18 protein-coding genes and 2 pseudogenes are annotated in these 15,863 nt (G+C 32.1%); 4 read left to right on the forward strand and 16 right to left on the reverse strand.

Going from position 1 to position 15,863, the window contains the following annotated elements; translation table 11 throughout:
• The first annotated feature begins 24 nt into the window (after positions 1–24).
• Positions 25–360: a cation transporter gene (locus tag ACWJKS_RS12040; RefSeq protein ID WP_462959658.1), complete on the forward strand. Its 336-nt coding sequence runs from the start codon at positions 25–27 to the stop codon at positions 358–360.
• Positions 361–384: 24 nt separating this feature from the next.
• On the forward strand, positions 385–2,508 hold the full coding sequence (locus tag ACWJKS_RS12045) for a heavy metal translocating P-type ATPase (protein ID WP_462959659.1): 2,124 nt from the start codon (positions 385–387) through the stop codon (positions 2,506–2,508).
• A 399-nt stretch (positions 2,509–2,907) separates the two neighbouring features.
• Here the strand turns inward: ACWJKS_RS12045 and ACWJKS_RS12050 are convergent.
• The 13 genes and pseudogenes from ACWJKS_RS12050 to ACWJKS_RS12110 form a co-directional block, all read right to left on the reverse strand.
• Positions 2,908–3,620 (reverse strand): annotated as a pseudogene (locus ACWJKS_RS12050) (IS256 family transposase); the annotation flags it as partial.
• A gap of 90 nt (positions 3,621–3,710) precedes the next feature.
• Positions 3,711–4,082, reverse strand: a complete 372-nt coding sequence (locus tag ACWJKS_RS12055) for a site-specific integrase (RefSeq protein WP_462959660.1) — start codon at positions 4,080–4,082, stop codon at positions 3,711–3,713.
• Positions 4,079–4,219, reverse strand: a complete 141-nt coding sequence (locus tag ACWJKS_RS12060; RefSeq protein WP_462961073.1) for a hypothetical protein — start codon at positions 4,217–4,219, stop codon at positions 4,079–4,081. Before ACWJKS_RS12060 ends, ACWJKS_RS12055 begins: the two co-directional genes overlap by 4 nt.
• A 32-nt stretch (positions 4,220–4,251) precedes the next feature.
• Positions 4,252–4,581, reverse strand: a complete 330-nt coding sequence (locus tag ACWJKS_RS12065; RefSeq protein WP_462959661.1) for a hypothetical protein — start codon at positions 4,579–4,581, stop codon at positions 4,252–4,254.
• 293 nt (positions 4,582–4,874) lie between these two features.
• Entirely contained in the window at positions 4,875–5,027 is a 153-nt protein-coding gene (locus tag ACWJKS_RS12070; RefSeq protein WP_462961074.1) for a tyrosine-type recombinase/integrase, read from the reverse strand.
• 198 nt (positions 5,028–5,225) lie between these two features.
• Positions 5,226–5,438, reverse strand: a complete 213-nt coding sequence (locus ACWJKS_RS12075; protein ID WP_462959662.1) for a hypothetical protein — start codon at positions 5,436–5,438, stop codon at positions 5,226–5,228.
• A 525-nt stretch (positions 5,439–5,963) separates the two neighbouring features.
• A complete protein-coding gene (locus tag ACWJKS_RS12080; RefSeq protein WP_462961075.1) occupies positions 5,964–6,212 on the reverse strand; it encodes a transposase in 249 nt (82 codons plus the stop codon).
• Between the two features lie 110 nt (positions 6,213–6,322).
• Complete coding sequence (locus ACWJKS_RS12085; RefSeq protein WP_462961076.1) at positions 6,323–7,570, reverse strand: IS91 family transposase; 1,248 nt, start codon at positions 7,568–7,570, stop codon at positions 6,323–6,325.
• Positions 7,519–7,806, reverse strand: a complete 288-nt coding sequence (locus tag ACWJKS_RS12090) for a transposase zinc-binding domain-containing protein (RefSeq protein ID WP_462959663.1) — start codon at positions 7,804–7,806, stop codon at positions 7,519–7,521. Before ACWJKS_RS12090 ends, ACWJKS_RS12085 begins: the two co-directional genes overlap by 52 nt.
• Positions 7,807–8,209: 403 nt before the next feature.
• On the reverse strand, positions 8,210–9,232 hold the full coding sequence (locus ACWJKS_RS12095; RefSeq protein ID WP_462959664.1) for a site-specific integrase: 1,023 nt from the start codon (positions 9,230–9,232) through the stop codon (positions 8,210–8,212).
• The gene (locus tag ACWJKS_RS12100) at positions 9,219–9,557 is read right to left on the reverse strand and encodes a site-specific integrase (RefSeq protein ID WP_462961077.1); all 339 of its coding nucleotides are present in this window, start codon (positions 9,555–9,557) and stop codon (positions 9,219–9,221) included. Before ACWJKS_RS12100 ends, ACWJKS_RS12095 begins: the two co-directional genes overlap by 14 nt.
• Entirely contained in the window at positions 9,491–10,198 is a 708-nt protein-coding gene (locus ACWJKS_RS12105) for a tyrosine-type recombinase/integrase (protein ID WP_462959665.1), read from the reverse strand. The genes ACWJKS_RS12100 and ACWJKS_RS12105 overlap by 67 nt, the downstream gene beginning before the upstream one ends.
• Positions 10,195–11,436 (reverse strand): site-specific integrase, encoded by a 1,242-nt coding sequence (locus ACWJKS_RS12110; RefSeq protein ID WP_462959666.1) that lies wholly within the window; start codon positions 11,434–11,436, stop codon positions 10,195–10,197. The genes ACWJKS_RS12105 and ACWJKS_RS12110 overlap by 4 nt, the downstream gene beginning before the upstream one ends.
• A gap of 126 nt (positions 11,437–11,562) precedes the next feature.
• Between ACWJKS_RS12110 and ACWJKS_RS12115 the strand changes: the two are divergent.
• A pseudogene (locus ACWJKS_RS12115) lies at positions 11,563–11,739 on the forward strand (site-specific integrase); the annotation flags it as partial.
• Positions 11,740–11,799: 60 nt separating this feature from the next.
• On the opposite strand, the gene rlmD reads toward ACWJKS_RS12115, so the two are convergent.
• Together rlmD and ACWJKS_RS12125 are read right to left on the reverse strand one after the other, a co-directional pair.
• Complete coding sequence (rlmD, locus tag ACWJKS_RS12120) at positions 11,800–13,155, reverse strand: 23S rRNA (uracil(1939)-C(5))-methyltransferase RlmD (RefSeq protein WP_462959667.1); 1,356 nt, start codon at positions 13,153–13,155, stop codon at positions 11,800–11,802.
• 17 nt (positions 13,156–13,172) lie between these two features.
• Positions 13,173–13,511 (reverse strand): RDD family protein, encoded by a 339-nt coding sequence (locus ACWJKS_RS12125; protein ID WP_220285945.1) that lies wholly within the window; start codon positions 13,509–13,511, stop codon positions 13,173–13,175.
• A gap of 293 nt (positions 13,512–13,804) precedes the next feature.
• Here ACWJKS_RS12125 and ACWJKS_RS12130 point away from each other — a divergent pair, with 293 nt between their 5' ends.
• Entirely contained in the window at positions 13,805–14,557 is a 753-nt protein-coding gene (locus ACWJKS_RS12130; protein WP_216303986.1) for a TSUP family transporter, read from the forward strand.
• Between the two features lie 52 nt (positions 14,558–14,609).
• Here the strand turns inward: ACWJKS_RS12130 and purD are convergent, their stop codons facing one another.
• The gene (purD, locus tag ACWJKS_RS12135; RefSeq protein WP_462959668.1) at positions 14,610–15,860 is read right to left on the reverse strand and encodes a phosphoribosylamine--glycine ligase; all 1,251 of its coding nucleotides are present in this window, start codon (positions 15,858–15,860) and stop codon (positions 14,610–14,612) included.
• Positions 15,861–15,863 lie beyond the last annotated feature (3 nt).

The raw sequence follows: 15,863 nt of genomic DNA on the forward strand, positions 1-15,863 counted from the left end.
ATTTTATCGGAGGGGAGTAAAATAATGGACAAAGAAGTAAAAAAATCTAATACAAAAGGTAATATTAAAATATCAGCAAAAAATATTAAATTAATTAATGAAAATATGAAACCGTTAGAAAGTAGTATTAAACTAAGTACTAAACTTAGTTTAAAAAAAGAATTTATATTAGAAGGATTAGGATGTGCTAACTGTGCTACTAAAATGGAACAAAAACTTAGTAAATTAAAAGGCATCAAATCAGCAAGTATAAGCTTTGTAACTAAAACATTATTTTTAGAAATTGAAGAAATTAATAGAACAAAAGAACTAATTACTGCAACAACTGAAATTGTTAAAAGTGTAGAAAGTCATATATAAGTAATAGAAAAACAGGCGGCAAAGGTGTTAAAAAAAGAAGTATTGCTTCAGGGACTATGTTGTGGTAACTGTGCTGCAAAGATAGAAAGAGAATCAAATAATATAGACGGTGTAAAATCTGCGGTTGTGGATTTTGTATCTACTAAACTTATTATGGAGATAGATAGTCCATCTAAACAAAATGCAATTATTGAAAAAGTTAGGGAAATTGTTAAAAGAATTGAACCAGATGTTAATGTGATTGTTCTTGAGGGTAAAGTTAAAAAGGTAAACAATAAAAATGAAGAAATTAAAGAAGAAAATACTAAGAATGAAATAATTAAATTGGCTGTTGGTGCAACGATCTTTGGAGTAGCAACTGCTATGAAGTTTCCTAGTACTTTAGAACTTATTCTATATGTAATAAGTTATTTAATTGTAGGTGGAGAAGTAGTCTTAAGAGCTTTAAAAAATATAAGTAAAGGTCAAGTATTTGATGAAAACTTCTTAATGGGTATAGCAACCATCGGTGCGTTTACAATTGGTAATTATCCAGAAGGTGTAGCGGTAATGCTTTTCTATCAAGTAGGAGAAATATTCCAAGGGATAGCTGTTAATCGTTCAAGAAAATCTATTACAGCACTAATGGACATAAGACCTGATTTTGCTAACTTAAAATTAGGTGATGATATTAAAAAAGTATCACCTGAAGAAGTTGCTGTGGGAGATATTATAGTTGTTAAACCTGGAGAAAAAGTTCCAGTAGATGGTAAAGTAATTGAAGGTAGCTCTATGGTAGATACTTCTGCTTTAACTGGTGAATCAGTGCCTAGAAGAGTAGGGGCAGGTGACAGCATCTTAGGTGGAGTTATTAATACAAATGGACTTTTAACAATAAAAGTAGAAAAAGAGTTTGGAGATTCTACTATTGCAAAGATATTAGACTTAGTTCAAAATGCAAGTAGCAAGAAAGCTCCTACAGAGAATTATATAACAAAATTTGCTAGATACTATACACCTGCTGTTGTTTTCTCAGCATTAGCATTAGCTGTAATACCACCACTTGTTATAGAAGGCGCAACATTTTCAGAGTGGATATATAGAGCATTGGCATTTCTAGTAGTATCTTGTCCTTGTGCTTTAGTTGTATCTATACCACTTGGTTTCTTTGGAGGTATAGGTGGTGCTTCGAAAAATGGTATTCTTATAAAAGGAGGTAACTACCTTGAGGCATTAAATAATGTTGAAATTGTAGTGTTTGATAAAACTGGAACGCTTACAAAAGGTGTATTTAAGGTAACAGAAATAGAATCACAAAATGATATTTCAAGTGATGAACTTTTAACCTATGCTGCCTATGCTGAAAGCTATTCAAATCACCCAATAGCTACTTCAATATTAAATGCTTATGGCAAGGAGATAGATAAGGGTTTAGTAGAAAATTATGAAGAAATAACAGGTCATGGTATAAAGATTATTGTGGAAAGCAAAGAAGTATTAGCTGGTAACTGCAAATTAATGGACAAAGAAAATATTGTTTATAATCAAATAGACACTATAGGTACAGTGGTTCATGTTGCTGTGGATAACAAATATGCTGGATATATAACAATATCTGATGAGGTTAAAGATGATTCAGCAAAGGCAATTAAAACTTTAAAAGCAATAGGTGTTAAGAAAATAGTTATGCTTACAGGCGATAATAAAACTGTTGGAACTAAAGTTGCAAAGGAATTAGGTTTGGATGAAGTTTATGCTGAATTACTTCCAGACCAAAAAGTTGAAATGTTAGAATTGCTGTATAAAGAGAAATCAACAAAAGGTAAGTTAGTGTTCGTAGGTGATGGAATAAATGATGCACCAGTTCTAGCAAGATCTGATATAGGTATAGCCATGGGTGGAATAGGCTCTGATGCTGCAATTGAAGCTGCTGACATAGTAATAATGACCGATGAACCTTCAAAGATTTCTACTGCAATAAAAATAGCAAAGAAAACAAGAACTATAGTAATGCAAAATATATTCTTTGCTTTAGGTATTAAACTTATTTTATTAGTCTTTGTTGCATCAGGATTAGGTACTATGTGGGAAGCAGTATTTGGTGATGTTGGAGTTACACTTATTGCAGTGTTAAATTCCATGAGAGCTATGAAAACAGAAAATATATAATCATCTTTTGTACATTCTTTTTTTGTATGAATAAATGGTATTGGTATCTATTGTAATAATAAGTTAGGATGAATGGTTTAATGCAAAGACTACTAAAAGATGTTATGCAGCAAATGTTGGAAGGGTAAATGGAGAAGTTGTTAGGTAGATTAGGTAGAGAAAAGTACAAAGGAGTAGAGGAATGTTAGAGTGAAAAGAAATTTACACCCAATACAACGTAAGCTGCTTTGATAGCGTGTAAATAATTTTGTGTATTCTCTCTATTTAGGCTAAAATTAGATTTAAGCGGTTATTCATCTTCTATACAGGAACATGTAGCCATTTAGGTTGCCCGTTTTTATCGTTCCTGTTAGAACTAAAGCGATAAACCTCAGGGATTAGGGGACGGAGTCCCCTAAGCTACGCTCCAGCATTTAAAATTCCACTAAATAATATATTGAGTTGGCTGATAACAAGATCCCAATTTGTATATACGCGAGTTCATTTCTTACTTACTTTTTCAGTTGCTAAATATAACATTTTCATAAGACTCCCGTAATTAGGAAATATAAGCTTCGTTTTTGTGACCTTTCTAAACCTACTATTGAGGCTCTCTATAATATTTGTGGTATATATACTTCTACGAATATACTCTAGAAATATAAAGAAAGCTGAGAAGATTATCCCAATTATCTTCCCAGCTTTTTATTGCATTTGGATATTTATTGCCCCATTTTTCTTTTGCAAAATTTAGATTTTCAAGTGCAAGATCTTCATTTACTGCACCGTAAACAGCTTTCAAATCTTTTGCAAATGCCTTCGTATCTTTATGTAGTATATATTTCATACTTGCTTTCAATTGGTGTATTATACAACGTTGTATTTTTGCAAAAGGATATACAGCACCAATTGCTTCTTTGAAGCCACTTAGGCCATCTACACAAAACACCAAAACATTCTTCATGCCTCTGTTTCTAAGGTAATTAAGCACTGAAAGCCAGAACTTACTGCTTTCATGCTCCTATCCAAATAACAATCACCTCTTTTTCAACATCCATATTCACGCCTAATACAGCGTAAGCTGCTTTGATTATAATATGCTTGTCATCACGTACTTTGTAATGTATAGCATCTTATCTGTAGTAAATTATTATGTGGAGTTGTTGGATAAATTGTACCATGTTACTATAAATTTTCTTTTTCAACTCCACATAATATTATGCTTATATGATGGTTTTCAACCAATCGAGCATAGATTTAGTTTCCTCTTTGGTATATTTATTTTTTGAAAGAATACCTTGGCTAGCCTTTTCAATTGTCTTACGTTTTAATTCTGGATTTGCCTTGGCATAAATTTCTGTAGTAGATACTGATACATGGTTTAAAAAATCCCTTATGTATATAATGTTTACATTGTTCTGTACTAATATCATTGCTTTGCAGTGTATCAGTACTGGTGTAATTTTTAGTTTGAATAAGTCTGGAGATTTAACTCGCGCTACTTCAACATATTTGTCTAATATATAGGCAATGCCTTCTCTTAACAGCTTTTTTGTTTTTATTAAAAAAAGAGGAATATTCTGATCATCACTCAAAGTATATTATAATCCTCCATGTACATTTTTAAAATCTCAATAGTTTGAGGCATTAATAGAATTATTCTACTTTTATTGCCCTTCCCTGTAAGGGTTATAGATGGCGGCTTACTGAATCGTATATTTCCAACTGTCAGGTTGGTAAGCTCTGATACACGTGCACCAGTTTCTAAAGAAGTGCGATTGTAGCAAGCTCCCTGCGCCCCTTTTTACTTGTCGTATCAATAGTTGCAAGAAGTTCTTTTATAGCCTCTAGCGTTAAATATTCAACTGGTTTTTGTGATACTTTTTTTGAGCGAACAGATAGGACATGACTACATAAACTCATATATTTTGGTGCTTGTGTTTGGATATATCTAAAAAGTACATGGACTGCAGCAAGTCGTTGGTTTCTAGATGGCTGAGTAGTTTTTTTCTGATTCAAGCCATAAAAGAAACTCATAGAGTAACTGTTCAACATCAATCCTAATGTATGTCTAGGTACTGTTAAAATTATCATGTCCCAAAATTCCTGTAATCACATGAATTGGTGTGTTATTTACCAAAAGATTTCCCGCCAAGCTACTTCTCATGGAATGCATACCATGCTTTTTTTTACCACTATTCCCGATGACGTAATATATTGGTTAATGCAACCATAAAGTTTATTACCATTTACAAATGTTTCAAAAAGTGCCCTGTGTCGCAAGAATATATGATAATCACTAGATGCCAGTCTGCTGTTCTTAATGTAGTCTATGATTGCAAACTTAAGGTTGTCTGGTATAAATGGATATGTTTACCTGTTTTCCTTTATGAAAATTCAATGCAGTTCCTATCCCATTTAATATGTTCTATTTTTAAGTTTTTAATGTCGCTTACACGCATACCTAACTGAATGGCAAGAATCATCATTGCATAATCTCGGCATCCAGTCGCCATATTCCTATTAATTGATTCTACTATCTTATTAAGTTCACACTTTTAATAAAGAGATGGGTTCTTTTCGTATCTATATGTGGTAATTACATGAAACAGTTCACCTAATGGTTCTGTTATATATCTATTTTCGAACATAAAAGTGAGAAATTCACATAAGGTACATAAAAGTGTTGATTTAGTTCTACTTGAATATTTGTATAAAGATTTTGAAAATCCCAATACTTATTCTAAATTTAGATTTAAAATGCTGTCTATGTGCTCGAATTCTAGATATTCCATAAAGAGTTTCATCTGATCGTATTTAATCATAATAATATTATGATGTAGACCTTTTCTCATTCCACACTCTGAAAAATCAGATAGAATACCCTTAAATTGATTGGGAGCATCTTTTTTTGTATACCTATAACATTTTTTTAATTGGCCATGTACCATATAATCATAAATCACCCTTATAATTCTGACTTTATATACCTGGGAAGGTTTTAATTTAATTTCTTTAGTAATCTTGTAATAATCTTCTGAGAATTCATCTCCCAATTTGGGAGAATAGAAGCTATGACTTTTAGACGACTCTGAATAATCAAGGAAATGTTTCCATAGTCAATTATAGTCCAAAATGCTTTTTCTACTGTAGTTCAGTTTATCCATATATACAGTAGCATCGGATATTAAATTGGTTAGTGAATAATTAACAGTATTATTAGACATAAATAAATGACCTCCATTCTAATTAGTCATACTGATATTTTACTATCTTATTATGCAAAGTTAAACGAATAAAAACAGTTGAAGATAAAAATTATTATATAGTTACTCCACATAATAATTTACTACAGATAAATTTAAAACTTGTTCAGCTATATCTCGTTAGTCATTCGAGCTGCATAAAGAGCAATTATTTTATCTCAAATACCAGTTACATTTATTTGATGCTTAGTCAATATTTCGGGTTCAAATTCACCTATTTTTACCACGTGGTATATTAAGTTCTACTGTTCCAAGTTCTGCTTTTACAGTTTTTTTAGAGTGACCATTTCTACTATTTAAGGATTGTTTTTCTAATATATCATATTTGTCATAATCAAGTTCTAGATCCATCACCGCTTCTAAATCATCCTGAAGAACGTCTCTGAACATACTCTTTATTGCAGCTACAACCTCATTTGGTTTTGTAAACTTTCGCTCGTTGATATAATTTCTTAAAATTTTCTTTGAATTATCTTACATAAAAATACTCCTCCTTACAATATTGGATAATTAGCTTATCTCAATTATTGCCAAGAAAATTCGCTACGCTCATGACCTTTTACAACTCCCTATAGGGAGCCTTTTTTTATACCTTCAAATAATCCATACCCTCTAATAATAGACCTTGATTCTTTTTCTTTCATTATACCAATATCACATTTTTCACATTTAAATTGATGACCTCCCAAAAGTAATTGTTCTGGATATAGTTCATCAAGTTCCTCTAAAACTCCTACTGGTATTTTTTCTTCTATTCCACAGTTAGAACATACATAACTGACTCCATTCTGCCTTTTCGTTACATTGATTTTTTTCTTTTTCTTTGTTTCTGCTTCCTTTTCAAGCTCATATACTTCCCTCACTCCTAATTTTTTTAACAACAAATTAACCCCACCATATTTCTTCATTTCTCCTTTTTTATTACAGTAGGCTATTTCAAATAACTTCATTTGTCCTCCACACTTCGTGCATTGCAGTGGATCTTTTCCTGTATATTCTATTATGTGCTTTCTCCATGAAAATGAGTTTATTACGTACTTTACAAGCTTACCTAACTTACCCATTACTTTTCTCACTCTTTTTTTAGCTCTTCTCGCATGGATTCCATAGTATCTTACCATCTTAAAATTCGCATCTGGAATATGTTTTATTACACTATGAATAAACTCATATTTATCCATTATCACCTCATGAGATATCCCATCCCTTTCATATTTAAATATTACATTCTTCGTATCATATCCTATTATCCTACTATCCGCTATCGCAGGATGCCTTACATACCTTGCCATATATCTTGCCGCTTGCTTTGTTTTTCCTTCTATTCTTCTTTTTGCTTGTATGTTAAATCCATTTGTTCTCTCTTTAAAACACCAATCTATTATTTTATTTAATTCACTATTTCCTGGCATTGCTTTTCTCATTGCTGTCAATATTCCATACTGCCATTTCTTTCTTATTATCCTATAATCAATATATGGCATGCTTATCCATTCTTCTTTCTTTGTTAACCCACCTTCGGTCATAAGCATATGCACATGCATATTTGTTTTTAAATCTCTCCCGAATGGATGTAGCACCATTATTATTCCCGGTTCTGCTTCTTTATTTTTACCATTATATTCTGAAACTATTTCTTTCATTACTTTTGATGCTGTTTCAAGCATTACTTTCTGCATCATTGAATTACCCTCAAAAAATCTCCATAACTTATCTGATACTGTAAATATTATATGTCTGTAGGGTACTGCGTACATTTCCGAATTTATCTTTTCTGCCCATTCATCTGCATGCCTTTTACCACAAGTACTGCATATATTCTACTTTTACAACTATGCGGTATATATATTATTTCTCCGCATGCTTCGCATATATAACTTGTGTATCCTTTTTTAACATCCATGCAGCCTAACATTTTTTCTACTTCTTTAATTTCCACCTCTCTTACTTCATATTTATCATTTTTCTTATATTCTTCCCAATTATCATTTAAATTCAATATTAATTTAAACGTTAGCATATCTGATTCTACATTCTTATTTATCCAACTCATAAACTTTATTTTACTCTTTTCCCTTACATTTTTCTAGTTTAATTTCATCATGTATATTAAACCCATTTTTATTGATTATATGGATATTCTATAAATTCCTATACTTCAAGAAAAAAACATAATAAAGTATGGTACCCATTACGCTAATGAAAATTACATTTACAAAGAACGTAATAGGACCTATACAAATACTGACCTTTTATCTACACGAGAAAATGGTGAACTTATTTCGACTGAGAGTTTGAAATACCTAAGCCGAGTAATTAATTATGAGCTTGGAATTAAATATAGTTTTCACTCATTTCGGCATTATGTAGAGTGTTTGATTATGGTGAGTGTAACTCCACAACATCAGCTGTTTAACAACTTAACCTAAAAACACTCACCATAATATTACACATTTTTACTCACATAGGCTGTTAAGCCATTTCATTAAACCTGCATCTTTCTCCCACTTTGGCAATTCATCAGTGACTAAATCTATATATGAATTTTCTAATGCCTTTCGTTTCATTTCACTATCTGCCCTTGCGTAAATCTCACTTGTCGCCACATCAACATGACCCAAGAAATCACGAATATATATTAGATTTACACTCGCTTGGAGCAAACACATAGCTTTGCTATGGCGAATAACATGTGGCGTTACAGGAAAGTCAATGCTGAAGTGTGGATTCTGTTTTGCCTTTTCTACATATTTATTTATAATATATGATACGCCCCAACGTGAGAGTTTTCTATGCTGTTGATTATAGAAAACGGGCAATTCCATTTTTGAGATTCCAGTGCTTTGTTTACTTTCATCTAAATATTGTTGGAGTATCTTCTGAGTTCTTCCCATGATTGGAACCTGCCTGCTTTTATCGCCTTTTCCATGTAATGTTATTACGGCTGGAGACGTAAGACGAATATCATGTAGCCTTAAATCGACCAATTCCTGTACCCTTGCAGCTGTATCATACAATGTGGCCAACAATACTAAATCTCTACGCCCATCTTTTGTTTTTAAATCGGGCTGCTCCATTAGAATTTTTAATTCATTCACAGTAAGATATGGAATCATTGGCTTCGCCGTCTTTTTATTCGGGATATAAAGTATTTTTTGTATTTCATATAAATTCTCTGGACTTTCCTTTTGAATATAATGAAAAAAAGAATGGAGTGCAGCAAGCCGTTGGTTCCTCGTAGATATAGAACATTTTCGTTCACACTCTAACCATTTAAGAAACTCAATAACCAGATCTTTTGTCAGTTTTTCTAATGTTATCTTTTCAGGTTTAATTTTTTTGATTTTTTCACAGAAAATAAGCAACAACTTAAATGCATCCCGATAGGAAGAAATGGTGTTTATGCTGACATTTTTTTGACCGGGTAAATAACGTGACAAGAAGTTTGTTAAGTACCTTGAGAAATCATTCTCCTTCATAACTGTCACATCCTTCAGGAATTAAATATCCAAATTGGGCTTCTGTTTTGTTTATTATGTCTGGATATAAGTCTGCTGTTAAACGAAGATAATATTGTGTACCCCTAAAATCTGAATGCCCCATGTATGCAGCAAGATAAGGCATTAAATTAGTCAGCTCTTTACCTGAAAGCACCCATTTTTTTAAGCAGTGAACCGCAAAGGCATGCCTTAGATCGTGTACCCTTGGTCCACGTTGGGTGTGAGATATCTCAGCCATTAAAAGATAATCACGGAATCTACAGTATACGGTGCTTTTATCAATTCTTCCACCGGTCGTACTGATAAAAAAGTAGGTGGATTTATCACTAAAGGTGTGTAATTCGGAGAATAATTTTCGAAATCTTTAGTTAGACTTGCTGCAATAGGTACAAGTCTATCCTTATTATTTTTCGCTTGGAGTATAGTGATAGTACCAGTTTCAAAATCTATGTCTTTACATTGTAGATTCAAGGCTTCTGACACTCGCAATCCAGAACCATATAACAGTCGGAACAATACAGGGTCAATAGTATTGCGATTTGTTCTAGTAGTTTGTGGATACTGATCGATTGCCAAAAAAAATCGTTTTAACTCTTCTTTGGAAAAAATATATGGTATATGTGAGCAACGTTTCTGCTGTGCAGATTTAATTAAAGGTATATAAACTGAATGTCCCTGGCGCATTATGAACTTTGCTAAACTGTTTAATAGGACTTCTTTTTTGTAATGAGTTGATGACTTTTCATAATTGATGCCATAAATAAATCCATCCGCCATAGACTTTGTTAGCCGGATACCTGTATATCCATTTCTGTGGTAATAACTATCAAAACGTTCTAGTTCTCGGCCTTGTTTTTCAAATTTAAATCCTGTCATCTGTTTTTCTGTCAAATATAGCTGCAAAAGTTGTGCCATATCACTTATCCATTTATAGGTGTTTTTCATAACTCAAACACCTCCTCCGGATCTAATGCACATTTTTGCAGACCTATCAAATCAATTTTAATATAAATGCTTGTAGTCTGAATGCTCTGATGGCCAAGAACTGCTGAAATAGTAGTAGGAGGAGTTTTTGCTTCTAACATATTTTTTGCCAATGTACTTCTTAATGAATGGAGTCCACAATGTACATCCAACGGAATTTTAAGCTGAGCTTTTACCATATAGCGATGTAGTTCACGATAAAAACTTTCATTTTCGCCAAATGAATCAAAAGGTGCCCGATGTCTCACAAATACCCTATTGGATTTTGTTTCTGGTCGTCCATTCTTTAAATAATCTATGATTGACCAACCAATATCTTCGAGCAGCGGTAATTCCAGTGGTTGCTTTGTTTTCTGCATCACAAATGAGATTGTTTTCCGACTCCAATTTAAGCTTTGAAGCTCTAATCCCCGAATATCGCTAACGCGCAATCCAAGACGTACTACTAGAAGTATGATTGCATAATCCCTCTTTCCTTTTGGATCACCTCTATCAATAGCTTTAAGAAGTTTCTTAACATCCTCTGAATTCCATGAATAAGGAATAAATGCATTTCTCATAATTCTTACTTTTGGAAGTGACTTGCTTATGTCTTCATTTATAAATCTATGATCATATAAAAAAGTTAGATAGTTTCTTAAAACATAAATAATTGTAGAAATATACTTAGGTTTGCATTTTTTATATTCAGAAAGAAAAAGAGAAAGATACTTCGCATAAATTAATTTTGAAGAATAAATTTTATGCGAATCTAAAAGTATTAAAAATTTATTTATTAATTGTGTGTTAGAAATGACAGTTGATCTAGCGTACTCCCTATAAATGAGCTCTTCTTGAAAAGCAGAATATTCTTCTTCAAACTGAATAGGGCATTGGTAAGTATTAATTTTAGATCGCATCTTAAACTTAACAGTTCCCGTCTGGATATAATCCAGTAGTTCTTGGAGTGGTTTCATTACAGTATTAACTTTACGATTGCCAGTACCATAAAATCCATCGATATTATAGCCTGTACGAAAAAATACATAGTTAATGCAAACTTGTTCATTGATAGAAGAAATCTTATTTACATTTATGTATTTTAAAATTCCATTATAAATCATACTATGAGTTTTAATAGCACCTTTCGAATATTTTTGGCATTCCAGCTCTCTTAAAATTGATTTCATAAATTCTTGGATTACTTGAATTTCATTCATAATAAGCTCCTTTCATAAAACATTGATATGCTTATTATGAACAATTATGGTGAGTGAATAACAGAAGAAGCCCACAGATAGGCTAATTTATTAAAACACTCACCATAATCAAACACTCTACATAATCGCCACACTCATGCAACTATGCTTCTAGATTCTGATGCTGGTTATAAATACACTCAACTTAGATTAGGTCATAGTAAGTTAGCGACAACCATGGATACCTATTCTCATATTACAACAAAGATGAAACAATCAGCTATAAATAAATTTGAAAACCACTTTTCCGACATGCTAACGTAACCGTCGGAAAAATGTCGTAAATTACTCCATAAATAGCATTAATACTATTGTCAAATCCAGTTATGCCTTCATTAAGTCCACAATAGTCTCAATGTGAGGAGTGTGTGGGAACATATCCATTAGTATTACCTTTTGCACCTTATATCCTGTATTTATCATTTCCTTAAGATCAACTACTAGACTTTTAGGGTTGCAAGAAACATAAACTATGTGCCTGGCATCAAATTTTATTACATAATCTAATGCTGTAGGATGTACTCCAGCTCTTGGAGGGTCTAGAATAATGCTATCTGGTTTATCTTTTACCTCTTTAATAACCTTCGCTATATCCCCTGCTATAAACTCACAATTGTCTAATTTATTAATTTTTGCATTTTCATTTGCAGCAGCAACTGCTTCTTCTATTAATTCAATTCCCAAAACTTTTTTTGCTTTAGCTGCAACAATTTGTCCTATAGTTCCCGTTCCACAATATAAATCAAAAACTACCTTTGATTCTGATTCACCTAAAAAATCTCTAACTAAGCTATAAAGCTTTTCTGCTCCTTTTGTATTAGTTTGAAAGAAAGCAAAAGGATTAATTTTGAACTTAAGATCTAATAATTCTTCCATAATATATTCTCTTCCATATAATGTTTCAGTTTTATCTGCTTGAACTATATCTGATAATGAGTCATTAAATGTATGTATTATTCCTGTAATGACTCCCTCACATTTTAAATCCTTAAGCATATTAGTTATTTCACTAAAATCAAAATCTACTTGAGATGTAGTTACTATGTTTACTAATATTTCACCAGTGTTTTGGGCCTTTCGAATAACTAAGTTTCTTAAATATCCCTCACGCTCCATTACATTATAGTGTGTAAATTTTAACCCTTTAAAATAGTTTAATACTAATTTCAGAATTTCTCTAAAATCCACATCTACTATTCTACAATCATCAACAGTAACTATACTAAAGCTTCTTCCTTTGGTATGCATTCCTAGAGTTAATTCTTCACCCTTTCGAAAGTCACCAAATGTAAATTCCATCTTATTTCTATATTCGAACTGTTCAGGACTCTTTTCTATACCTAGAAACTCAAAATCTTTTATTTCTGCTTGTTCAAACAACTTTAATACCTGTTGCTTTTTAAATTCTAATTGTTTTTCATAAGAAAGAAATTGATGGCTACATCCTCCACATAAATCTGTAATCTTGCAAAGAGGCTCAATTTTGTAGTCTACATCTTCAAGTATTTTTACAAGCTTTGCTTCTACTACATCTTGTTTCTTTTTTGCTACTTTAGCAATTACCTTTTGCCCTGGCAATGTATTTTTTATCAAAACTTTTTCACCTTCGTAAAATGCTATGCCCTGTGCTGGAAATTCTAAGTTTTCTATATAAAATTCATATTCTTTTCTTTTTTGCATATTGTTTTCTCAAACTCCTATCTTTTTGTAATAATTAGTCCAGATACTTTGTTACCAAATGTAGCAGACGTTTTTCCACTTTCCATAATGCTCATGTATAGTACCATAACAACCATAAAGATTATAAATGACATTTGGAACTTTTGAGCTACAGCATATCCTGCTAATTTAATCACCGCATCTATCACAAATACTCCTACTGTTGATATTGCCCCTATAACTATCAAATCTATAAGGCTAGCTGTAAAAGCATCTACAAAAGTAGGTTTAATAGCTTTGACCTCATTTGAATTTCCACATCTAATACCCTGTTTGTTACTATCCGCTTCAATTGTTTTTTCATTTTGTTCTACCATTTTAAATCCTCCCCATATTATATTATTTTCATAAAGTTTATTTTGTTAATTTCGCATTAGAGAAATATTTATAATTTTTTAATCCCATCTATATATAATACGTATATATTACATATAAATCAATAGGCTATTAAGGAGTATTCAAATAAATTACAAATTAGTATGCTACTCTATTTTGATTATTACTTGACTTAAATCATCACTGTACTCCTTTACAACATCTTAGAAATCATATATATTAATAGTAGGACTTTATATTCATTCTTAAATAATAAAACTTAGGTAGGTGCCATATGATTACTAAAATTATTCTTCTATGCATAGCTGGTTTTTTAGCATCCTTTGTAGATTCCATAGCAGGGGGTGGTGGTTTAATAAGCGTCCCTGCCTTTATGCTTGCAGGTCTGCCTCCTCACATGGTGCTTGGCACTAACAAATTCAGTGCCACTGCTGGTTCTTTTACTAGTTCTCTCGGATTTATAAAATCAGGCAAGGCTGATTTTAAGCTTTTAAAATATCTTATTCCCTTTACATTCATAGGTGCAATGTTAGGTGTTAGAACGGTACTAAATATAGACCAAAAATTTCTAAATGGATTGGTATTAATTCTCATCTTATTTATCGGAATTTATACTCTTTTTTCTAAATCTTTAGGACTTGAAGATAAATTTCAAGGGCTTACTAAAAAAAATGTTATATACGGTATAATCCTTGCTCTCTCTCTAGGTTTTTATGATGGTTTTTTCGGTCCTGGAACTGGTTCCTTTTTAGTATTTGGATTTATAAGTATCTTCGGGTTTAACTTTGTAGTATCTTCCGCTAATGCCCGCATTTTAAACTTTATAAGCAATATTACAGCCCTAATTTTGTTTGCCATAAGTGGTAAAATAAATTACATGATAGGAGTACCTGTTGCAATATCTATGATTTTAGGGGCTAAAGTGGGTACAAGCGTTGCGTTAAATAAGGGTTCAAAACTTATAAAACCTATATTTGTAACCATGTCTTTAGCTGTTGCCGTGAAAATGCTTATAAGCATTTTTTAATAGTCTTACATAATGAAAAGGTAGATGATTTATAAATCATCTACCTTTTTTGTTATTTTAATATCCCAATATCCATTCTATAGTACATTCCATCAAACTGAATTTTCTTCATATCATCATAAGCTATTTCCCTTGCTTTTTTAAGTGTTTGCCCAAGACCTGTTATTCCCAAAACCCTACCACCAGCTGTCCTCATAATACCATCATCGCATGTGGCACCTGCTAGAAATAGCTTGCCTTCTAATTTACTACGCTCACTTATTTCAAATCCTGTATCGTATTTTCCGGGGTAACCCTTCGATGCCGCAATTAGGCAGCAAGAATATCCTTCATTCCATTCTAATCTAAAGTTTTTAAGTTCACCATCTATAGCGCTAATCACAAGCTCTGTAAAATCACTTTTCATAAGTGGAAGAACCGCTTGCGTCTCTGGGTCTCCAAACCTTACATTATATTCAAGCAAATATACACCCTTTTTCGTTATCATTATACCAAAAAATATTATGCCTGTATAATCCATTTTTTCCTCTTGAATTCCTTTAAGAGTAGGCTTTAATATATTTTCACAAAATTCATCTAATACCTCTTTATCACAATATGGATTTGGTGCTATAGCTCCCATCCCTCCTGTATTAGGTCCATTATCATCGTCAAATATTTGTTTATGATCTTTTGAAGATACAAAAGGAATTATAACTTTTCCATCTGTTATGGAGAGTATCGACGATTCTACGCCTTCTAAAAACTCTTCAATTATAATTTTCTTTCCGCTACCTTTAAATATATCTAACACCATAAAATCATTTATGCCTTTCTCCGCCTCAGTAAAGTCATTACATATAATAACTCCTTTACCTGCTGCCAAGCCATCTGCTTTAATTACTATAGGATATTCACAGTTTTTCAAATACCCTATAGCTTCATTCTCATTTTCAAAAACTTCATATACAGCTGTTTTTATACCATATTTTTTCATAAACTCTTTAGAATAAGCTTTACTTCCTTCAAGCCTTGCCGCTTTTTCACTAGGTCCTAATATCTTAAGTCCTTTTTGTTTAAACTTATCTACTATACCTTGTACCAGCCATTCCTCTGATCCAACTATTGTGATATCTATCTTATTTTTTATAGCGAATGCTAAAAGCTCATCTATTTGCCTAATATTAATATTCTCACACTTATTTTCTCTGCATGTGCCACCATTACCAGGCGCACAATACACCTTCTCGACAATGGAATTCTCTGCAACCTTTGATACTAAAGCATGCTCGCGTCCTCCAGAACCAATAACTAATACCTTCATAAA

The sequence above is a fragment of the Clostridium sp. CM038 genome (genome assembly GCF_055081105.1).